At 62.3% G+C, this 20,593-nt stretch carries 22 protein-coding genes; 13 read left to right on the forward strand and 9 right to left on the reverse strand.

Features of this window, described 5'->3' with window-relative positions:
* The first annotated feature begins 8 nt into the window (after positions 1-8).
* Positions 9-389, forward strand: coding sequence for a RidA family protein (locus tag B2J77_RS20905; protein ID WP_078479352.1), 381 nt, complete (start codon positions 9-11; stop codon positions 387-389).
* A gap of 58 nt (positions 390-447) precedes the next feature.
* Entirely contained in the window at positions 448-1,179 is a 732-nt protein-coding gene (locus B2J77_RS20910) for a hypothetical protein (protein WP_078479353.1), read from the forward strand.
* A gap of 55 nt (positions 1,180-1,234) precedes the next feature.
* On the opposite strand, the gene B2J77_RS20915 is transcribed toward B2J77_RS20910, so the two are convergent.
* A complete protein-coding gene (locus tag B2J77_RS20915) occupies positions 1,235-2,086 on the reverse strand; it encodes an SDR family oxidoreductase (RefSeq protein WP_078479354.1) in 852 nt (283 codons plus the stop codon).
* Positions 2,087-2,251: 165 nt separating this feature from the next.
* Between B2J77_RS20915 and exbB the strand changes: the two genes are divergently transcribed.
* The 6 genes from exbB (at position 2,252) to B2J77_RS20945 (ending at position 8,955) form a co-directional block, all read left to right on the forward strand.
* On the forward strand, positions 2,252-3,214 hold the full coding sequence (exbB, locus tag B2J77_RS20920) for a tonB-system energizer ExbB (RefSeq protein WP_058638825.1): 963 nt from the start codon (positions 2,252-2,254) through the stop codon (positions 3,212-3,214).
* A 3-nt stretch (positions 3,215-3,217) separates the two neighbouring features.
* The gene (gene exbD / locus B2J77_RS20925) at positions 3,218-3,646 is read left to right on the forward strand and encodes a TonB system transport protein ExbD (RefSeq protein WP_058602766.1); all 429 of its coding nucleotides are present in this window, start codon (positions 3,218-3,220) and stop codon (positions 3,644-3,646) included.
* Positions 3,643-4,374, forward strand: a complete 732-nt coding sequence (locus B2J77_RS20930; protein ID WP_027913359.1) for an energy transducer TonB — start codon at positions 3,643-3,645, stop codon at positions 4,372-4,374. The genes exbD and B2J77_RS20930 overlap by 4 nt, the downstream gene beginning before the upstream one ends.
* A 93-nt stretch (positions 4,375-4,467) precedes the next feature.
* Positions 4,468-5,394: a hydrogen peroxide-inducible genes activator gene (locus tag B2J77_RS20935; protein WP_023532770.1), complete on the forward strand. Its 927-nt coding sequence runs from the start codon at positions 4,468-4,470 to the stop codon at positions 5,392-5,394.
* Positions 5,395-5,397: 3 nt separating this feature from the next.
* Positions 5,398-7,476 carry an ATP-dependent DNA helicase RecG gene (recG, locus tag B2J77_RS20940; RefSeq protein ID WP_023532570.1) on the forward strand — a complete coding sequence of 693 codons (2,079 nt, stop codon included), beginning with the start codon at positions 5,398-5,400 and terminating at the stop codon, positions 7,474-7,476.
* 75 nt (positions 7,477-7,551) lie between these two features.
* Complete coding sequence (locus tag B2J77_RS20945; protein WP_078479355.1) at positions 7,552-8,955, forward strand: aminoacyl-tRNA deacylase and HDOD domain-containing protein; 1,404 nt, start codon at positions 7,552-7,554, stop codon at positions 8,953-8,955.
* Positions 8,956-8,987: 32 nt separating this feature from the next.
* On the opposite strand, the gene B2J77_RS20950 is transcribed toward B2J77_RS20945, so the two are convergent.
* The 4 genes from B2J77_RS20950 to B2J77_RS20965 all read right to left on the reverse strand — a co-directional run bounded on the left by B2J77_RS20950 (position 8,988) and on the right by B2J77_RS20965 (position 11,326).
* Entirely contained in the window at positions 8,988-9,362 is a 375-nt protein-coding gene (locus tag B2J77_RS20950; protein WP_078479356.1) for a helicase, read from the reverse strand.
* A gap of 145 nt (positions 9,363-9,507) precedes the next feature.
* Positions 9,508-9,807 carry an HU family DNA-binding protein gene (locus tag B2J77_RS20955; protein WP_058602763.1) on the reverse strand — a complete coding sequence of 100 codons (300 nt, stop codon included), beginning with the start codon at positions 9,805-9,807 and terminating at the stop codon, positions 9,508-9,510.
* A 189-nt stretch (positions 9,808-9,996) separates the two neighbouring features.
* Entirely contained in the window at positions 9,997-11,145 is a 1,149-nt protein-coding gene (locus B2J77_RS20960; RefSeq protein WP_078479357.1) for an NAD(P)/FAD-dependent oxidoreductase, read from the reverse strand.
* Positions 11,146-11,158: 13 nt separating this feature from the next.
* Positions 11,159-11,326: a rubredoxin gene (locus tag B2J77_RS20965; protein ID WP_023532601.1), complete on the reverse strand. Its 168-nt coding sequence runs from the start codon at positions 11,324-11,326 to the stop codon at positions 11,159-11,161.
* Between the two features lie 167 nt (positions 11,327-11,493).
* On the opposite strand from B2J77_RS20965, the gene B2J77_RS20970 reads away from it, so the two are divergent.
* The 5 genes from B2J77_RS20970 (at position 11,494) to B2J77_RS20990 (ending at position 16,764) form a co-directional block, all read left to right on the forward strand.
* The gene (locus tag B2J77_RS20970) at positions 11,494-12,051 is read left to right on the forward strand and encodes a chorismate--pyruvate lyase family protein (protein ID WP_078479358.1); all 558 of its coding nucleotides are present in this window, start codon (positions 11,494-11,496) and stop codon (positions 12,049-12,051) included.
* Positions 12,051-12,941 (forward strand): 4-hydroxybenzoate octaprenyltransferase, encoded by an 891-nt coding sequence (gene ubiA / locus B2J77_RS20975; protein WP_058638819.1) that lies wholly within the window; start codon positions 12,051-12,053, stop codon positions 12,939-12,941. The genes B2J77_RS20970 and ubiA overlap by 1 nt, the downstream gene beginning before the upstream one ends.
* Positions 12,942-13,172: 231 nt before the next feature.
* Complete coding sequence (phoB, locus tag B2J77_RS20980) at positions 13,173-13,862, forward strand: phosphate regulon transcriptional regulator PhoB (RefSeq protein ID WP_023532543.1); 690 nt, start codon at positions 13,173-13,175, stop codon at positions 13,860-13,862.
* Between the two features lie 114 nt (positions 13,863-13,976).
* On the forward strand, positions 13,977-15,284 hold the full coding sequence (phoR, locus tag B2J77_RS20985; RefSeq protein ID WP_058602759.1) for a phosphate regulon sensor histidine kinase PhoR: 1,308 nt from the start codon (positions 13,977-13,979) through the stop codon (positions 15,282-15,284).
* Between the two features lie 139 nt (positions 15,285-15,423).
* Entirely contained in the window at positions 15,424-16,764 is a 1,341-nt protein-coding gene (locus tag B2J77_RS20990; protein ID WP_058602758.1) for a hemolysin family protein, read from the forward strand.
* 33 nt (positions 16,765-16,797) lie between these two features.
* Here B2J77_RS20990 and B2J77_RS20995 read toward each other — a convergent pair whose 3' ends face one another.
* The 4 genes from B2J77_RS20995 to pstB all read right to left on the reverse strand — a co-directional run bounded on the left by B2J77_RS20995 (position 16,798) and on the right by pstB (position 20,573).
* Positions 16,798-17,691: a M23 family metallopeptidase gene (locus tag B2J77_RS20995; RefSeq protein WP_058638816.1), complete on the reverse strand. Its 894-nt coding sequence runs from the start codon at positions 17,689-17,691 to the stop codon at positions 16,798-16,800.
* A gap of 110 nt (positions 17,692-17,801) precedes the next feature.
* A complete protein-coding gene (locus B2J77_RS21000) occupies positions 17,802-18,698 on the reverse strand; it encodes a response regulator (protein WP_058638815.1) in 897 nt (298 codons plus the stop codon).
* Between the two features lie 163 nt (positions 18,699-18,861).
* The gene (gene phoU / locus B2J77_RS21005; RefSeq protein WP_058638814.1) at positions 18,862-19,632 is read right to left on the reverse strand and encodes a phosphate signaling complex protein PhoU; all 771 of its coding nucleotides are present in this window, start codon (positions 19,630-19,632) and stop codon (positions 18,862-18,864) included.
* A 107-nt stretch (positions 19,633-19,739) separates the two neighbouring features.
* A complete protein-coding gene (gene pstB, locus B2J77_RS21010; protein WP_058638813.1) occupies positions 19,740-20,573 on the reverse strand; it encodes a phosphate ABC transporter ATP-binding protein PstB in 834 nt (277 codons plus the stop codon).
* Between the last annotated feature and the right edge of the window lie 20 nt (positions 20,574-20,593).

Consider the following 20,593-nt stretch of genomic DNA (forward strand, 5'->3'; position numbering starts at 1 on the left):
GAGTCATCATGAGCAAGACCGTCATCAACAGCGACAAGGCCCCTGCCGCCATCGGCACCTATTCGCAGGCGATCAAGGCCGGTAACACCGTGTACATGTCTGGCCAGATCCCACTGGACCCCAAGACCATGGAACTGGTCGAAGGCTTCGAGGCCCAGACCGTCCAGGTGTTCGAGAACCTCAAGGCTGTGGCGGAAGAAGCAGGCGGTTCGTTCAAGGACATCGTCAAGCTGAACATCTTCCTGACCGACCTGAGCAATTTCGCCAAGGTCAACGAGGTGATGGGTCGCTACTTCGAGCAGCCCTACCCCGCTCGCGCCGCCATCGGCGTGGCCGCGCTGCCAAAAGGCGCGCAGGTCGAGATGGACGCCATCCTCGTCATCGAGTGATGCCCCAGGCGGCGGGCATTGCACTCGCCGCCTTTCCCTCTCCTGGAAGGTTCCCGACATGCGCATAGCATTGCCTCTTACGCTGGCAGCCCTGGTCCTGGGCGGCTGCGCCAGCCACAAACCTGAAGACTTCAACGGCACCTGGATCAACCAGGACGCCATCACTGCGGCCGTCAAGCAAGGCAACCTTCGCCAGGCCCTGAATGAGCATGGCCCGGTCTTCGAGTGGAAGCTCGATGTTGCTACCCAGCGCGCCAGCTACAGCAACGGGTTCGAGGCCTCGGATGGTCAGCTCAGCGCCAATGACAAGCAGTGGCTGGCCACCTTCGAAGGCGGTGCCACCGAGCAACTGTCGCTGGACGGCGACGAACTGCAAACAGTCGACCAGCGAGGCGCGAAACAGCGCTTCGAGCGTGCCAAGACGCCCAGTGGCAACAATGCGCCACTGGGCAGCAGCTTCGAGCAGGCGCTGTACCAGGCTTATCTCGGCGGCGCCTGGACAATCATGGAGGGCCCAGGCAAGGGCGCCAACGTAACGTTCAGCGACAGCGGCAACGTCACCGGCCTGCCCGGTCCGGATCGTTTCGCCCTGTGCCTGGCCGGTGATTGCGCAACGATGGGCGGCAGCAATGACAGCCTGTGGCTGGAGCGCAACCAGCGCGGGGCCCCGTTCATCATCAAGCGCAATGGCAATCAGCTGGAAATCTTCCAGGCGGTGAACCGCGCCCAGCCGGATGAAATGCCGATGCTCGCAGCCGGCAAGCGCCAGTGGCTGCTGCAACACAACTGACGATACCCCAGCCGGCGCGCAGGTAACGCAAGCTACCTGCGCGCCGGCCAGGGGATCATTGCCCGAGGATCGCTGCGTAGCCTTCCTTGTAACTGGGGTACTGCGGGGACCAGCCTAGCCCCCGTGCGCGGGCGTTGCTGCAGCGCTTGCTGCCCGTGCGACGCACACGCTCCTCATCGGACCACTGCGTAACCCCCAACTGTTCACGCAGCCAGGCCACGACTTCGGCCAGCGGTGCCGGGCTGTCGTCCACGCCGATGTAGCAATCGTCCAGCGCCTTGCCTTGGCTGTCGCATTGCAGCAGAAATGCCAGCAGGCTGGCAGCATCGTCCACGTGAATACGGTTGCCATACAACGGCGGTTGCTCGGCGACGCGATAACCCTGACGCACCTGACGCAACAGCCACTCTCGACCTGGCCCGTAGATGCCGGTCAGGCGAACCACGCTGGCTGGCGCAGCACCGGACAGCGCCAGCCTTTCAGCCTCGAGCATGATGCGCCCCGAGTACCCCTCAGGTTCGGTGGCCGATTGCTCATCAACCCACTCCCCACCCTTGTGCCCAAACACGCTGCTGCTGGACACGAACAAAAGGCGTCGGGGTTGCTGCCCACGCTCGGCCAGCCAGCGCTGCACGTGACGCAACCCCTGGACATACGCCGCCTGATACCCTGCCTCGTCATGCTGGCTGGCAGCCACGCAATACACCACGTAGTCAGGTGCCCGCTCAGGCCAGGCAGCTGGGATGTTCGGGTTCGACAGATCAGCTGCAATCGGCGCTACGCCATCAGGCAACTGCGCCACCGAACGGCGCAGGCCGCTGACTTGCCAACCACGCGTCAGCATTTGCCGAGCCAGGCGACTGCCGACGTCCCCACATCCTACGATCAACACACTCAAGTCAGACATCTGAAGCCCTCTAGGGCCGATTGCTCAGCCCCTCTGCAGGAGAAAAAGCAACAATATTACTTTTGTTAACAAGAATTACTTGCAATAATGGCGACCAAATTGTTCTCGGCCTGCCTCGAGGCCTTGAAGAACGCTCACCCATCATCTTCATCAGGTCCGGCCAGCATGACACGTACCCAACCTTCCGCTTCGCCAACCCCATCGCGCGCCTGGCGTGCCACCGCTGCGCTGATTCTCAGCCTGGCGCTGGCCCCGGTCGCCATGGCCGATGAGCCCAATGCCGCTGCCCCAGTGACGGCCCCGGCGGCCAGCGCTGCTGCACCAGCTAGCGCTCCGGCCGGCGAAGCGGCACCGGGTACCGTTGCACAGGCTCCGGTTGCTGCAGACCCGGACGCCCAAGCCCTGGTGGAAGATACCTCGCTCGGCATGGCCCATGACCTGTCGCCTTGGGGCATGTACAAGAACGCCGATGTCGTGGTCAAGGCCGTCATGATCGGCCTGGCCATCGCCTCGATCATCACTTGGACCATCTGGATCGCCAAAGGCTTCGAGTTGATGGGGGCCAAGCGCCGCCTGCGCGGAGAAATCGCCCGCCTGAAGAAATCGACCAGCCTCAAGGAAGCCAGCGAAGTCTCCGACAAGCAAGGCACCCTGGCCCATACCCTGGTTCACGATGCGCTCGAGGAAATGCGCCTGTCGGCCAATGCCCGTGAAAAGGAAGGCATCAAGGAGCGCGTGAGCTTCCGCCTGGAACGACTGGTACACGCCAGCGGGCGAAATATGAGCAGCGGCACGGGCGTGCTGGCCACCATTGGTTCCACTGCGCCATTCGTGGGCCTGTTCGGCACCGTGTGGGGCATCATGAACAGCTTCATCGGCATCGCCAAGACTCAGACCACCAACCTCGCCGTGGTCGCCCCGGGTATTGCCGAAGCGCTGCTGGCCACCGCACTGGGCCTGGTTGCCGCCATCCCGGCCGTGGTCATCTACAACGTCTTCGCCCGCTCCATCGCCGGCTACAAGGCACAGGTGTCCGACGCTTCGGCCCAGGTGCTGCTGCTGGTCAGCCGTGACCTGGACCATCAGGGCAGCGATCGCGCCGCCCCGCACATGGTGAAAGTGGGGTAAGCCATGGGCCTGCATCTGAACGAAGGTGGCGACGACCTCGCCGAAAACCACGAAATCAACGTGACGCCGTTTATCGACGTGATGTTGGTGCTGCTGATCATCTTCATGGTCGCAGCGCCCCTTGCCACGGTCGACATCAAGGTCGACTTGCCTGCTTCGACGGCCAAGCCGGCGCCCAGGCCCGAGAAGCCTGTCTTCGTCAGCGTCAAGGCCGACCAGAAGCTCTATGTCGGCGATGACCCGGTCCCAACGCCCGAGCGTCTCGGCCCGATGCTGGACGCCAAGACCAAGGGTGACAAGGACACCACCATCTTCTTCCAGGCCGACAAAGGCGTGGACTACGGTGACCTGATGGAAGTGATGAACAACATGCGCGCGGCCGGCTACCTCAAAGTCGGTCTGGTAGGTCTTGAGACGGCAGCCAAGAAATGACGAAGACGCGGCACAATCTGGCGCGTTACAGCGGCAGCCTGGCGCTTGTGCTGGGTGTCCATGCCGTCGCTGTGCTGCTCATGCTCAACTGGTCGGTGCCCCAGGCCATCGAGCTGCCCCCGGCAGCCATGATGGTCGAGCTGGCACCGCTGCCGGAGCCTGCGCCACCACCCCCTCCCAAAGCAGTTCCCCAACCACCGGCGCCGGTCGAAGAGCCCCCGCTGCCGAAGGTCGTGGAAGCCCCTAAACCCAAGATTGCCATTCCCAAGCCGCCCAAGCCGAAGGCCAAGCCACAGCCGCCCAAGCCTGAGAAAAAGCCTGAGCCGCCGAAGGAAGCGCCGCCCACCAAGGAAACGGTAGACGCACCACCGAGCAATACGCCGCCGCAGAAGTCCGCAGCGCCCGCACCGAGCGTCGCCTCCAACAGCACCGCACTGCCGACCTGGCAGAGTGACCTGTTGCGCCACCTGGCGAAGTACAAGCGGTACCCGGAAGACGCGCGGCGCAGAGGCTTGCAGGGCATCAATCGCCTGCGTTTCGTAGTCGATGCCGAGGGCAAGGTCGTGTCGTATTCACTGGCCGGTGGGTCGGGTAGTGCGTCCCTGGACCGGGCAACCATGGAAATGATTCGGCGAGCGGGCAAGGTACCCAAACCGCCGGCTGAGCTGCTGAACAACGGGACGATCGAAGTCGTCGCGCCGTTCGTGTACTCACTGGACCGCCGCTGACGTTTTGTTTCTGTCACAAGTCGGCAAGTCTGATAACGTGCGTCTATCGATTGCAGCCGCTATGCTGGGCTCGCAACTTCATGGACGCACGTTATGACCCTCACAGAACTCCGTTACATCGTCACACTCGCCCAGGAACAGCACTTCGGCCATGCAGCCGAGCGCTGCCATGTGAGCCAGCCTACCCTTTCGGTGGGTGTGAAGAAGCTCGAGGATGAGCTCGGCGTACTGATCTTCGAGCGCAGCAAGAGCGCGGTGCGCCTCACGCCGGTTGGCGAAGGCATCGTGGCCCAGGCCCAGAAAGTGCTCGAACAGGCTCAGGGCATCCGCGAACTGGCCCAGGCCGGCAAGAACCAATTGACCGCCCCGCTCAAGGTAGGCGCGATCTACACCGTCGGCCCCTACCTCTTTCCTCACCTGATCCCACAGCTGCACCGTGTGGCCCCGCAGATGCCGTTGTACATCGAGGAAAATTTCACCCATGTGCTGCGTGAGAAGCTGCGTAACGGTGAACTGGATGCGGTGATCGTCGCCTTGCCCTTCAACGAAGCCGACGTGCTGACCCTGCCGCTCTACGACGAGCCTTTCTGCGCACTGATGCCAGCCGACCACCCGTGGACGGCGAAGAAAACCATCGATGCGGCATCGCTCAACGACAAGAGCCTGTTGCTGCTGGGCGAAGGTCACTGCTTCCGTGACCAGGTGCTGGAGGCGTGCCCTACCCTGAACAAGGGCGGTGAAGGCGCACGCCACACCACGGTCGAATCCAGCTCGCTGGAAACCATCCGCCACATGGTGGCCTCTGGGCTGGGTGTCTCCATCCTGCCGCTGTCTGCCGTGCACAGTCATCACTACGCACCGGGCGTGATCGAAGTGCGTCCGCTGACAGCACCAGCGCCATTTCGTACCGTGGCGATCGCGTGGCGCGCCAGTTTCCCGCGGCCCAAGGCCATCGAGATTCTTGCCGACTCGATCCGCCTGTGCTCGGTCGCCAAAACGCCCACCGAGCAAACTGCCTGAGCCATGAGTGAGTTGTCGAAGGTACCGGTCACTGTGCTCAAGGGTGTCGGTGACGCCATGGCGCAGAAGCTTGCCAAGGTGGGCCTGGAAAACCTGCAGGACGTGTTGTTTCACCTGCCCTTGCGTTACCAGGACCGCACCCGCGTGGTGCCGATCGGGCAACTGCGGCCAGGGCAGGACGCGGTGATCGAGGGCGTGGTCAGCGGCGCGGACGTGACCATGGGCAAGCGACGTAGCCTCGTCGTTCGTCTGGGCGACGGGAGCGGCGTGCTGAGCCTGCGCTTCTACCATTTCAGCAACGCACAGAAGGAAGGGCTCAAGCGCGGCACTCACCTGCGTTGCTATGGCGAAGCCCGGCCGGGCGCATCGGGCCTGGAGATCTATCATCCTGAATACCGTGCACTGAACGGCGACGAACCCCCGCCGCCGGTCGAACAGACGCTTACCCCGATTTACCCGTCTACCGAGGGGCTCACCCAGCAACGGCTACGCCTGCTCTGCCAACAGAGCCTGGCCTTGCTCGGGCCGCGCAGCCTGCCGGACTGGCTGCCCGAGGAGCTTGCGCGCGATTATCAGCTGGCCCCGTTGGACGATGCCATACGGTACTTGCACAACCCGCCGGCTGACGCCGACCTCGATGAGCTTGCCGAAGGCCACCACTGGGCCCAGCACCGCCTGGCATTCGAAGAACTGCTGACCCACCAGCTGTCGCAGCAGCGATTGCGCGAAAGCCTGCGCAGCCTGCGCGCACCGGTGCTGCCCAAGCCTTCACGCCTGCAGGACGAGTACCTGGCCAATCTCGGCTTCAAGCCTACGGGGGCGCAGCAGCGGGTCGCCAATGAAATTGCCTACGACCTCAGCCAGCACGAACCCATGCTGCGCCTGGTGCAAGGTGATGTGGGCGCCGGCAAGACCGTGGTCGCGGCACTGGCAGCCCTGCAGGCGTTGGAGGCGGGTTACCAGGTGGCGCTGATGGCACCTACCGAGATTCTTGCCGAGCAGCACTACATCACCTTCAAGCGCTGGCTGGAGCCACTGGGCATCGAAGTCGCCTGGCTGGCCGGCAAGCTCAAGGGCAAGGCCCGGGTCAGTGCACTGGAGCAGATCGCCGCCGGTGCGCCAATGGTGGTGGGTACCCACGCCCTGTTCCAGGAAGAGGTCAAGTTCAAGCACCTCGCCCTGGCCATCATCGACGAGCAGCACCGTTTTGGCGTCCAGCAGCGTCTGGCGTTGCGCAAAAAGGGTGTGAATGGCGAGTTGTGTCCTCATCAGCTGATCATGACGGCGACGCCCATTCCGCGTACGTTGGCCATGAGCGCCTATGCTGACCTGGATACTTCCGTGCTGGACGAATTGCCTCCCGGGCGTACACCGGTCAACACGGTGCTGGTGGCCGACAGCCGTCGCTTCGAAGTGGTCGAGCGGGTACGCGCCGCCTGTGCTGAAGGGCGTCAGGCCTACTGGGTCTGTACCCTTATCGAGGAGTCTGAAGAGCTGACCTGCCAGGCCGCCGAGAGCACCTACGAGGAACTTGGCAGCGCCCTGGGCGAATTGCGGGTCGGGCTGATTCACGGGCGTATGAAACCGGCAGAAAAAGCCGAGATCATGGCGCAATTCAAAGCCGGTGATCTGCAGCTGCTGGTTGCCACGACCGTGATCGAAGTTGGCGTCGATGTGCCCAACGCCAGCCTGATGATCATCGAAAACCCGGAGCGCCTGGGGTTGGCCCAGCTGCACCAGTTGCGTGGGCGGGTGGGCCGTGGCAGCGCTGCCAGCCACTGCGTTCTGCTGTATCACCCGCCCTTGTCACAGGTGGGCCGCGAGCGCCTGGGCATCATGCGCGAAACCAACGATGGCTTCATCATCGCGGAAAAGGACCTGGAGCTGCGCGGCCCGGGCGAGATGCTCGGCACGCGCCAGACGGGTCTGCTGCAGTTCAAGGTCGCTGACCTGATGCGCGATGCCGATCTGCTCCCGGCCGTTCGTGATGCAGCCCAGGCATTGGTGGCCCGCTGGCCGGAACATGTCAGCCCCTTGCTTGAACGCTGGCTGCGTCACGGGCAACAGTACGGCCAAGTCTGACCCAAGTGGTCAATGGATCCAGCCTCCCGGCGAGGCTGGTTATACTTCGCTTTTAGGAACCAGTGGACACGGACCATGACTCAAGCTGCCTTGGACACCGCAACCCCACAAACACCGTCGGTTATCCGGTTGCTGCTCGACAAGCTAGGCGTTGCCTACCGTGAAGTGTTGGCGCATCCCCCCCCGCCGGCTCAAGCCTGTGTACAGGCGGTGCTGCTGGACGACGAGGTGGGCGCACTGATGGTGCTGCTGCCGCAAAGCCAACTGCTGGACCTGAGCCGGCTCACCGAGCTGACTGGCCGGACACTCACCGCTGTGCCGGTGCCCCGCTTGCGCCAAATGCTGGAAAAACACCATCTCAAGGTTCTCCCGGGCATACCGGCGCTGACCAGCTCACCTTGCCAGTACGAAAAAAGCCTGCTCGAACCCGCGACCGTGTTCATTCAGTCAGGCCAGGAAGACCTGCTGCTGGCCATCGACCGTGACCCGTTCAAACGCCTGCTGAGCAAAGCCAGCGCCAGCGCATTCGGGCAGGAGGTGCAGGCCATTGCCCTGAACCTGGACCGTCCGGACGATGACACCCGCGAGATCAGCCAGGCAGTTCAGGCCTTCACTGCACGACGCATTCAAAAGCGGCTCGAAGAAACCATCGAAATCCCGCCCCTGGCCGATACCGCGCAGAAGATCATGAAGCTGCGTGTCGACCCGAATGCCAGCATCGACGATATCACCGGGGTGGTGGAAACCGACCCGGCGCTGGCTGCGCAGGTCGTGAGCTGGGCGGCATCGCCCTATTACGCCTCGCCCGGCAAGGTACGTTCGGTCGAAGATGCGATTGTCAGGGTGCTGGGTTTCGATCTGGTGATCAACCTGGCTTTGGGCCTGGCCATGGGCAAGACGCTCAGCCTACCCAAGGACCAGCCTCAGCAAGCGACGCCTTACTGGCAGCACTCCATCTACACAGCTGCTGTCATCGAGGGCCTTACCCGTGCAATGCCCCGTGCCGAACGACCTGAGGCAGGCCTCACCTACCTTGCCGGTCTTCTGCACAATTTCGGGTACTTGCTGCTGGCACATGTGTTTCCACCGCATTTTTCGCTGATCTGTCGGCATCTGGAGGTCAACCCCCATCTGTGCCACACCTATGTGGAGCGCCACCTTCTAGGGATCAGCCGCGAGCAGATTGGTGCCTGGCTGATGAAGCTGTGGGACATGCCCGAGGAGTTGTCCACGGCGCTGCGCTTCCAGCATGACCCCAACTACGAGGGCGACTATGCAGCCTTTCCCAACCTGGTCTTCCTCGCGACTCGATTGCTTCGCTCACGGGGTATCGGCTCGGGCCCGAAAGAGGAGATTCCCGATGCATTGCTTGAGCGTCTTGGGCTTTCCCGCGACAAGGCCAATGATGTCGTGAACAAGGTACTCGAGGCTGAGACCTTGCTGCGCGAGCTTGCGTCCCAGTTCGCTGCGCCACACTGATTGACTGGGGCCGTCGCTCGGCCCCTGCGCGGTCAATGCTTCTTTTTAGGTTTCAGGTACTTCATCAGGCCCTGGAACCACATCACCAAGGCCGGGTTGCCCTTGATCTGGATCGCCTTGTCCTGGATGCCCTGCATGAATGCCAGCTGCTTGTTGCGCGCCTGCAGGGTAGTGAAGCCATAGGCAGCATCCTTGAAGGCGATGGCGAAGGCAGGCTGCGCGAACGCGCCCCCTTTGCTACGGATGCGTTCGTTGGCGACGATGAAGTGCCGAGCGATCTTGCCGTCGAGGGTTTGCATCTGGAACACCAGATCCTTGCCCTTGAGCTGCTGCTGGAAAGCCGGATTGTTTCGGCTTGCCCTGGCCATCAGCAGGCCCAGGACCCAGAGAAGTAAGCGGAACTTCATTTGAGCTTCTCGTCTAAGAAGTGACTGTGAGCGCCAGTTTATCCGCTTTATGTGCTTTTCAGGGAATCGAAGAATCTTTTTCGTATGCGAAGACAACGGGCGCTGTGGGCGCCCGATTGATCGTCATGCCGCTGACAGGCCTAGGTCATTTAGTCTTTTTAGCAGGCTTGGCGGGCACGTTGATACTGTCGCGCAAGTTCTTGCCTGGCTTGAAGGCTACCGTGTTGCTTGCCTTGATCTTGACGGGCTCACCCGTCTGCGGGTTTTTACCGGTTCGCGCCCCACGATGACGCTTCTCGAACGTGCCGAACCCCACCAGCGTCACTGTATCGTTGTTCACAGCCTGGGTAATGCTTTCGAGAATCGCGTTCAGCACCTCGTTGGCCTGGTCTTTGGTCAGGTCGGTCTTCTCGGCGATGACAGCGGCGAGTTCTGGTTTGCGCATGATGATGAAGCCTCTTTGACGGAATTCTTGTTGTTATGCCGTGCCGCCTCAAGGGCAGCGTTCAAGGCGCCACGGGCTCTAAGCCGCGGCAGACGAGTGTGAGAATGGCACGCGCTTGAGTACCGCGCCAGTATCGGTACGGCCAGAATGCACAAGCAAAAAAGGCATACCCGACAGTTCGTGCGCTATTTACGCCATGACGGGTGGAAGCTGGCGGTTGAGCATCAGTCTTTCCATCACGGTACTGCCGGTAAGGGCGTACCCGATCAGCTGGCCATCGGCGGCGTGGCAGAGCGCTTTGACGTCATTGCCCTCACCCTCTGCCTGCCACGTACCAATCTGCCCATTCGGCGGTGGCGACACCACCACGGGACAGGCAGGCGTCTTGACGGTGATGGGCATTGGCCCATAGCTGACGGCAGTGGGGGTGCCTGTCAGTGTCTGCGCCAGCGCTCGAACGCCACTCATCAACGGCATCACGTAGAGCAGGTTGATGCCGTCAACCTCGGCACAATCGCCCAAGGCGTGGATATTGGCATGGGAGGTACGCAGGAATCGGTCCACACAGATACCCCGCCCAGTCTGCAGGCCCGCTGCGGCAGCTAGGTCCGTTCGTGGGCGCAGGCCTACGGCCGACACGACCAGGTCGCACGCGATGACCTGGCCGTCGGACAGCTGTGCACGCACGCCATGCCCCTGGCGCTGCAAGCGCGTCAGCACGGGCCCGAGATGAAAGCGAATGCCGATACCCTGTAGCCCGCTCTGTACCGCCTGGGCCGCTGCCGGGTGCAACAGGGTGGGCATGATCTGCTCGCAGGGCGCGACCACATCAACCTCGAAACCACCAAGACGCATGTCGTTCGCAAACTCACAGCCGATAAGACCGGCGCCCAGGATCAATACCCGCTGCTTGCCGTCAGCCGCGGCGCGCAGGCGCGCGTAGTCTTCAAGGTCGTTGATCGGGAAGATCAGGTCGCTGGCGTCACCTTCCACAGGCACGCTGATGGTCTGTGCACCCAGCGCCAGGACGAGATCGCGATAGGGCACTGCCTCCTCGCCAATCCATAGGCGCTTGTGGCCTGGGTCGATACCCGTTATGCGCGTATGGGTGCGCACCTCGACGTTCAATTGCTCGGCCATGGCGCCGGGCTCGGCCATGCACAGCCCCTCGGCGTCCTTCTGCTTGGCGAAGCCGGTCGAGAGCATGGGCTTGGAGTAGGACCGCCCATCATCGGCAGTGATCATCAGCACGGGGGTGAGTGCATCGAACTTGCGTAATTCCCGGGCGAGGTTGTAGCCCGCAAGCCCGGTGCCAATGATGACTACAGGAGGCGTCATGGGGTTTCCTCGATCAACCGATGGCGATCATTTCAAAGTCGCTCTTACCAACCCCGCAGTCTGGGCAGAGCCAGTCTTCAGGTACGTCTTCCCAACGCGTGCCGGGCGCGATTCCATCATCCGGCCAGCCATCGGCTTCGTCATAGATCAGACCGCAGACAATACATTGCCACTTTTTCATCGGAACGGGTTTCCTCGGTTCAGGCTCGGCTTGGGTTTGGACGTGCGGCCTCTTCACGGGCCAAGGTGCAATCGAAAGGCTTTGTAGCGGCCCTGCCGGCAGTATGCAAGCAGTCGGGGCATTCATGCTAAGCTCGCGGCCTCTTTGGTTGTAACAAGCAGACCGACGTGTCGTACCCAACCCCGCACGCAGCCGCTGTCGCGTGGCTAGCGTATCCACAGGTGCAGGCCAGCCTCGCCCCCTCCATGCTGGACTGGTTGTTCGATGAGGGCTCGCTCACACGTCGGCTGACCCGACTGTCCGGCGACGATTTCTGCGTAACGCCCCTGTTCGAAGGCTGGCAGTCGCTGCGCGAGGATGAATGCCAAGCCCTTGGCATCGCGCTCGGTGCCCAGGGTTGGGTCAGGGAAGTGTTCCTGCGCGGGCATGGCCAGCCGTGGGTATTCGCCCGCAGCGTAGCCAGCCGTGCGGCGCTCGAACGTGGCGGCCTGGACCTTGAATCGCTCGGCAGTCGCTCGCTGGGCGAGCTGCTGTTCTGCGATCGAGCGTTCACCCGCCATCCCCTGCAGGTATGCCACTACCCCGAAGCCTGGCTCCCTGCTGAAGTTGCAAGCCCAGGCTTGTGGGGACGTCGTTCACGCTTCTCCCGAGATGAACTCGACCTGCTTGTCGCCGAAGTGTTCCTGCCGGCGTTGTGGCAGGTGGCACGCGAGGATACCCGCTGATGTACCTGCAACTGCTCAAATCGCTGAACCGTCTTCATCCGCGCGCCTGGGACTTTGTCCAGCTAAGTCGCATGGACAGGCCCATCGGCATTTATCTGCTGCTCTGGCCAACCCTGTCGGCGGTGTGGATTGCAGGTCAGGGTTCACCCTCGTTGGCCAATGTGCTGATCTTCGGGTTGGGCGTGGTGCTCATGCGCGCGGCCGGGTGCTGCATCAATGATTTTGCCGACCGCAAGGTGGATGGATACGTCAAGCGCACCGCCGATCGACCCTTGGCCAGCGGGCGTGTACGCCCCCGCGAAGCGCTGACGCTGTTTGCCGTTTTGGTAAGCGTGAGCTTCCTGCTGGTGCTGTGCACCAACAGTCAAACCGTCTGGCTTTCGTTCGCGGCCGTCGCGCTCGCATTTTGCTACCCCTTCATGAAGCGCTACACCTACTACCCACAGGTGGTGCTGGGCGCCGCCTATTCGTGGGGTATCCCCATGGCCTTCACCGCTGCTGGCGGCGAGCTGCCGGCCGCTGCCTGGCTGCTGTACATCGCCAACCTGCTGTGGACGGTGGCTTACGACACCTACTACGCCATGGTCGATCGCGACGATGACCTGAAGATCGGTGTGAAGTCCACGGCCATCCTGTTCGGCGAGGCTGACCGGGTGATCATCCTGAGCTTGCAGGGCCTTTCGCTGGGCTGCCTGATGCTGGCCGGCAGCAGCTTCGCCCTCGGCGGCTGGTTCTACCTGGGCCTGCTGGGCGCCGCGTGCTGTTTCGCCTGGGAATTCTGGTCCACCCGCCGCCTGGATCGAGACGCATGCTTCAAGGCGTTCCTGCACAACCACTGGGCCGGGCTGATGGTGTTCATGGGCGTGGTACTGGATTACGCGCTACGTTGAGCGGTGGGTTGAGGCGCGGCACCACCTCAGCAAGGTCCACCTGGTGCACACCGCATGAGGATTCACCGTATCGAGGGGGTAAAGCGTCGGTTACAGGTGCAACCGCCGCCCCGGTCAAGCCTGGCCCAGTCATTGAATGTCGCGAGAACCGCCAACACCCTGTCACACAGCTGCAATAATTCCGTTATCTAATGCGGGGCCAAGACAGCGAATCCAGGAGAGGTTTTGAGCATGGCTGGCAGGAATATTCTGATCGTCGACGACGAGGCGCCCATCCGCGAGATGATTGCCGTGGCCCTGGAGATGGCAGGTTATGAGTGCCTGGAAGCAGAAAGCTCCCAACAGGCCCATGCCATCATCGTCGACCGTAAGCCGGACCTGATTCTGCTGGACTGGATGCTCCCCGGCACCTCGGGCATCGAACTGGCCCGGCGGCTCAAGCGCGACGAGCTGACCGGGGACATTCCGATCATCATGCTCACCGCCAAGGGCGAGGAAGACAACAAGATCCAAGGCCTGGAAGTGGGGGCGGACGACTACATCACCAAGCCGTTTTCGCCGCGTGAGCTGGTAGCCCGCCTCAAGGCCGTGCTGCGACGTACCGGCCCCAGTGATGGCGAGACGCCGATCGAAGTGGGCGGGCTGCTGCTGGACCCTATCAGTCATCGCGTCACCATCGATGGCAAGCCGGCCGAGATGGGGCCCACCGAGTACCGCCTGCTGCAATTCTTCATGACCCATCAGGAACGCGCCTATACCCGCGGCCAGTTGCTGGACCAGGTATGGGGGGGCAATGTCTATGTCGAGGAACGCACGGTCGATGTCCACATTCGCCGCTTGCGCAAGGCGCTGGGTGAGGCGTATGAAAACCTGGTACAAACGGTTCGCGGCACAGGCTACCGCTTTTCGACCAAGGTCTGACCTGAAACGCAGCACTCGGCTCAAAGCCGTTGAATGGACGTGAACGCGCTACCGATCCGCTTCTGCATGCAGGTTCGTGCTTGCTGTTGATCGCTGGATTCGAAGGATCCCCAATTGAACCAGAACTGGCATGCGACCTTGATTCGCCACCTGCTGCTGTTGATCACCCTTTGCCTGATCGGTGGCCTGGTCAGTGGCTACTATGGCTGGAGCCTGGCCATTGGCCTGGCTCTCTACCTGGGCTGGACGCTCAAGCAACTGCTGCGCCTGCATGCCTGGCTGCGCAATCACCAACCGGACGAAGCACCGCCTGACGGCTACGGCCTATGGGGCGAGGTGTTCGACAGCATCTACCATCTGCAACGCCGCGACCAGCGTGTGCGTGGCAGGCTTCAAGCGGTGATCGACAGGGTGCAGGAATCCACCGCAGCGCTGCGCGACGCCGTGATCATGCTCGACAGCCACGGCAACCTGGAGTGGTGGAACCGCGCAGCCGAGACGCTCCTGGGCTTCAAGACACCCCAGGACGGCGGCCAGCAGGTGACCAACCTGGTGCGGCACCCGCGCTTCAAGGAATACTTCGAAACCGAAAACTATGTCGAGCCACTGGAGATTCCATCCCCCATCAACGATCGCATGCGGGTGCAACTGCACATCACACGCTACGGTAACAACGAACACCTGATGCTGGTTCGGGACGTCACCCGCATCCACCAGCTCGAACAGATGCGCAAGGACTTCGTGGCCAACGTGTCCCACGAACTGCGAACGCCGCTGACCGTGATTGCCGGCTACCTGGAAACCCTGCTGGATAACGTCGAGGACGTGAACCCCCGCTGGCGCCGAGCGTTGCAGCAGATGAGCCAACAGGGCTCGCGCATGCAAACGCTGCTCAACGACCTGCTGCTGCTGGCCAAGCTGGAGGCCACCGACTACCCGTCCGACAACCAGCCAGTGGCCGTGGACACCCTGCTCAGTGCGATCAAGCAAGACGCGCAAGCGTTGTCCGGGCCGCGCAACCAGCGCATTACCCTGGAGGCCGAGCCAGGCATCTGGCTCAAGGGCAGCGAGTCGGAATTGCGCAGCGCGTTCTCCAACCTGGTGTTCAATGCCGTCAAGTACACCCAGGACGAGGGCAGCATTCGCATTCGCTGGTGGGCCGATGCCCAAGGCGCCCATCTGTCGGTGCAGGACTCAGGGCCCGGCATCGATGCCAAGCACCTGCCACGGCTGACGGAGCGGTTCTATCGGGTGGATTCGAGCCGTGCATCTCATACCGGTGGCACGGGCCTTGGGCTGGCAATCGTCAAGCATGTGCTGATGCGCCACCGCGGGCGCCTGGAGATCAGCAGCGTGCCAGGCCATGGCAGCACCTTCACCTGCCATTTTGCAGTGGCGCAACAGGTCACAGGTAAGGTTTGAGGCCGTTCGGGCCACTTTGCAGCATCGATCAAGTGGTCGCCCTTTGCTTTTGCGGCCCTAGCCGCTACATTTGATCCCTTGCGCCGGCTGGAGCCGGCACTTTTCTCATCTTCAAGACGGATCCCGTAAAAACTCCATCATGGACCCTTCCCCTGGTATCAGCCTCACCTCCCTGTTCGCCGATTTCGGCATGATCATTTTTGCTTTGGTTCTGGTGCTGCTCAACGGCTTCTTCGTTGCCGCCGAGTTCGCCATGGTCAAGCTGCGCGCAACCCGCGTGGACGCCATCGCCGAGCAGCACGGCTGGCGCGGCAGCATCCTGCGCAAGGTTCACAACCAGCTTGATGCCTACCTCTCTGCCTGCCAGCTCGGCATCACCTTGGCCTCGCTGGGGCTGGGCTGGGTGGGCGAGCCGGCCTTCGCGCACTTGCTCGAACCGCTGCTGGCCTACTTTGGCGTCGATACCCCTGAGCTGATCAAGGCCGTCTCGTTCTTCGTCGCCTTCTTCGTGATCTCCTACCTGCACATCGTGGTGGGTGAGCTGGCGCCCAAATCGTGGGCCATTCGCAAGCCGGAACTGTTGTCGCTGTGGACCGCAGTACCGCTGTACCTGTTCTACTGGCTGATGTACCCGGCCATCTACCTGCTCAATGCCAGCGCCAACACAATCCTGCGCATTGCCGGCCAAGGCGAACCCGGCCCGCACCACGAGCACCACTACAGCCGGGAGGAGCTCAAGCTGATCCTGCACTCCAGCCGCGGCCAGGACCCAAGCGATCAAGGCATGCGCGTGCTGGCGTCCGCGGTGGAAATGGGTGAGCTGGAAGTGGTGGACTGGGCCAACTCTCGCGAAGACATGGTCATCATCGACGCCCATGCCCCGCTCAAGCAGATACTGGCCCTGATCCGCCGTCACAAGTTCAGCCGCTACCCGGTGTACGACACCGAGCGCGAGGAGTTCACGGGCCTGCTGCACATCAAGGACCTGCTACTCGAACTCGCCGAACTCGAACACCTGCCTGAAACCATTGACCTGGAAGACCTGGCTCGCCCACTGGAGCGCGTTTCCAGGCACATGCCGCTGTCCCAATTGCTCGAGCAGTTCCGCAAGGGCGGTGCGCACTTCGTGCTGGTCGAGGAGGCCGATGGCAAGGTCATCGGTTACCTGACCATGGAAGATGTGCTGGAAGTGCTGGTGGGCGACATCCAGGACGAACACCGCAAGACCGAGCGCGGCATCCTGGCCTATCAGCCAGGAAAGCTGCTGGTGCGCGGCGATACTCCGCTGTTCAAGGTCGAGCGCTTGCTGGGCGTGGACCTGGACCATATCGAGGCAGAGACACTGGCCGGCCTGGTCTACGAAACGCTCAAGCGCGTACCCGAAGAAGAAGAGGTGCTCGAGGTCGAAGGGCTGCGCATCATCGTCAAGAAAATGAAAGGCCCCAAGATCGTGCTGGCCAAAGTGCTCAAGCTGGACTGAGCACATCGACGCCCTGCCCCGATCAAGCCCTGATCAGGGGTTGCCTGCGGTGTAGTCGGGCAACCCACTGATCGGCCGGTCGAACCGATAGGGAATCGACTCAAGCGCCAGCCCCACATTGCGCTGAACCACGAAGTGCAGATGGGGCCCGGTGCTGTTGCCGGTGTTGCCCGACTTGGCCAACACCTGCCCTTGGCGCACACGCTGCCCGGACGCGACCACGATCGACCCGCGCATCAAGTGCAGGTACACCCCCATGGTGCCGTCAGGGTGCAGAATGCGGACAAAGTTGCCCGAGGGATTGTCCCCTCGCCCGCTCTGCTCGCTGCGCGTGCTCACCACTACCCCTTCGCGTGCCGCCACGATAGTGGTGCCCTCGGGCATGGCGATATCCATTGCATAGCGCCCCTTGGGCCCGAAGTGGCTGAACCTGCCATTGGGCCCTTGGCTCACACGAAACGGCCCACCTACCCATGGAAACGCATAGCGATAACCTTGTGGGCGCTTGCCGGGGTCGCCCATGGCCTGCAGCAGTGTGGAGCGGTAGTTGAGCAGCTTGCCTGGCTGGCCCCGGACGATGCTGAGCACTTGGGTCGAACGCGGCGGCAACAGACGCCGCACGGTCCGCGGCGCGTCGCCACCCTGCGCGTTAACCAGGTTATCCAGGCGCAGTTCCACCTGCACGGCGACCGGCAGTTCGTTGCGGGCCGAGAAGCTCACGCCGCCCTGGAACACGATCGCGTTGAGACGCACATCGTGTTCGTTGATCTCCACGGTGGACTCATCCACGACCGTGGGCTTGATGCCCGGGCCGGGTCGCTGCGCATAGGACACCCTTCCCGTTTCATCGGTGACTGGGTGCAGCGTCACGCCCAGGCTAGAGGCGCTGACCAGGGTTAACGCACATAGCAGCAGGCGTGAATGCATGATGGTGGCTTTTTGACAGTGAAGGACCTGTCCAAGCCTAGCAGCAGACACCCTGGTCACCATGACAGTTGGTCGGATGCTGCTGGCCAGCTCGCTGTTGCGGCGGCCCGTCAGGCCCCTGGCGTGAAATGCTTCTGGGCAGTGCCGCGGGCGATCAGGCGGGACAGGTAGTCCAGCTTCTGGGCGTCTTGATCGACGAACTTGAACGTCAATTGCAGCCAGTCGCTGTCAGGCTTGGGCTCGAAGGCCGCCACCGCGTGCAAGTAACCATTCAAACGCGCGATTTCCGCGTTCTCGCCCTGCTCCAGGTTCAGCACGGCGCCTTCGAGCACTTGCGGCAGTGTCTCACTGCGCCGTACGACCAGCAGGGCTTCCTTCAAGCTCAAGGCCTTGATCACGCAGGCTTGCATGCCGCTCGCCAAACGCAGCTGGCCCTGGCCGCGACCGCTGGGTGCGGGTGTCGCTGCGCTGGACTTGGCAGGGGTGGCGGCCGCCTTGGCAGGCACAGGTGCTGGCGCAGCTACCTTGACGGCTTCTGGCCGTCCAGCGGTCAGGGCGTTGAGCGAGTCGTTGGCGAACGCGGCATTAGCCCGCGCAGGCCCTGGGCTCATCAAGCTGTCGAGCTTGCCGATCTTGGCCAGGGCCTTCTTGACCTTGGTCAGCAACTGCTCGTTGGTGAACGGCTTGCCGACGAAGTCCGACACGCCGGCCTGAATCGCCTGGATGACATTTTCCTTGTCGCCACGGCTGGTCACCATGATGAACTGAAGGCCCTTGAGCTCAGGTTGCTGACGGCACCAGGTGAGCAGCTCCAAGCCCGACATTTCTGGCATTTCCCAGTCGCACAGCACCAGGTCGAACGCCTCTTTGCCCAACAGGGTCATGGCCTTGCGACCGTTTACGGCGTCATCCACGGTCATGCCCGGGAACGCGTTGCGCAGGCACTTACGGATCAGGTCACGGATAAATGGCGCGTCATCCACCACCAGCACATTCACTTTACTCATCGATACTCCTTCTGAACCCGACTAGCCTACTGCCATTTGCTGGCCACTTGCCACCACCTGTGTCACGCCGGGTCGTCTACAGCCGGTCGATGGTCTCTGGCACCTCCAGGCGTACTAACGAAAACGCCCGGCACAAGCCGGGCGTCGATGCTCGGAGAGAACTTTATTTATCGCCCGCTTCGGCTGGAACATTAGGTATTTCACCCTCGGCATTGGCGCGACCCTGCACCTCCGCTGTCATGCGCTTGAGGCCCATGTGGCGTACATCGGTGCCGCGCACCAGGTAGATCACCAGTTCGGAGATGTTGCGTGCATGGTCGCCGATCCGCTCCAGCGAACGCAGGACCCAAATCACACTTAGCACACGAGAGATCGAACGGGGATCTTCCATCATGTAGGTCACCAGTTCACGCAAGGCTGTCTTGTACTCACGGTCGATAGTCTTGTCGTATTGAGCCACTGACAAGGCCAGGTCGGCATCGAAGCGGGCGAAGGCGTCGAGTGCATCGCGCACCATGTTGCGCACCTGATCGCCGATGTGCCGCACCTCCACATAGCCCCGCGGCGATTCACCCTCCTCGCAGAGCTGGATGGCCCGCCGGGCGATCTTGGTCGACTCGTCGCCGATACGCTCGAGGTCAATCACCGACTTGGAAATACTGATGATCAGCCGCAGGTCCGATGCTGCCGGCTGGCGACGCGCCAGAATACGCAGGCATTCCTCGTCGATGTTGCGCTCCATCTGGTTGATCTGCTCGTCGACCTCGCGCACCTGCTGAGCCAGGCCGGAATCGGCCTCGATCAGCGCAGTGACCGCATCGTTGACCTGTTTCTCGACCAGCCCGCCCATGGCCAGCAGGTGGCTGCGTACCTCTTCGAGCTCGGCGTTGAACTGCTGGGAAATATGATGCGTCAGGCTTTCTTTGTTGATCATGCTGTGGCTCCGCGAAGCTGCTGGCTGCGAGCTTCAAGTCGTTCGAGGCGTGCCCCTGCGCTGCGCCGAGTGCCTTCACGCGGCGAGCAGCAGTGCGCGGTGTTTCTTCAGCCGTACCGGCCAGTGATGTAGTCTTCTGTCTGCTTCTTGGCGGGGTTGGTGAACAGGGTATCGGTGTCACCGAATTCCACCAGTTTGCCCATGTACATGAAGGCGGTGTAGTCCGATACGCGGGCCGCCTGCTGCATGTTGTGGGTCACGATGACGATGGTGAACTTGGTTTTCAATTCGTAGATGAGCTCTTCGACCTTGAGCGTGGAAATCGGGTCCAGCGCCGAGCAAGGCTCGTCCAGCAACAGTACCTCGGGCTCGACCGCAATGGTGCGGGCGATGACCAGGCGCTGCTGCTGCCCACCGGACAGGCCCAGCGCCGACTCGTGCAGACGGTCCTTGACCTCGTCCCACAGCGCCGCGCCCTTGAGGGCCCACTCGACGGCCTCGTCCAGGACACGTTTTTTGTTGATGCCCTGAATCCGCAGGCCATAGACCACGTTCTCGTAGATGGTCTTGGGGAAAGGGTTGGGTTTCTGGAACACCATGCCCACGCGGCGGCGCAGCTCGGCCACGTCCTCGCCCTTGCGGTAGATGTCATGCCCGTACAGGTTGACGGCGCCTTGCACACGACAGCCGTCGACCAGGTCGTTCATGCGGTTGAAGGTCCGCAGCAAGGTGGACTTGCCGCACCCGGAGGGGCCAATGAACGCCGTCACGCGCTGCTTGGGAATATTCATGCTGACATCGAACAGGGCCTGCTTGTCGCCGTAGAACAGGCTCAGCCCAGGCACTTCGATGGCGACCGTTTCCTCGGCCAGGCGCAGGCCCTGTTTGCTGCGGCCCAGCGCGGACATGTCGATGCCGTGGGTAGGCGGTTGTTGCTGCATGGTCTCACTCCATTGGGTGC

The sequence above is a fragment of the Pseudomonas parafulva genome, assembly GCF_002021815.1.
Lineage (GTDB): Bacteria > Pseudomonadota > Gammaproteobacteria > Pseudomonadales > Pseudomonadaceae > Aquipseudomonas > Aquipseudomonas parafulva_B.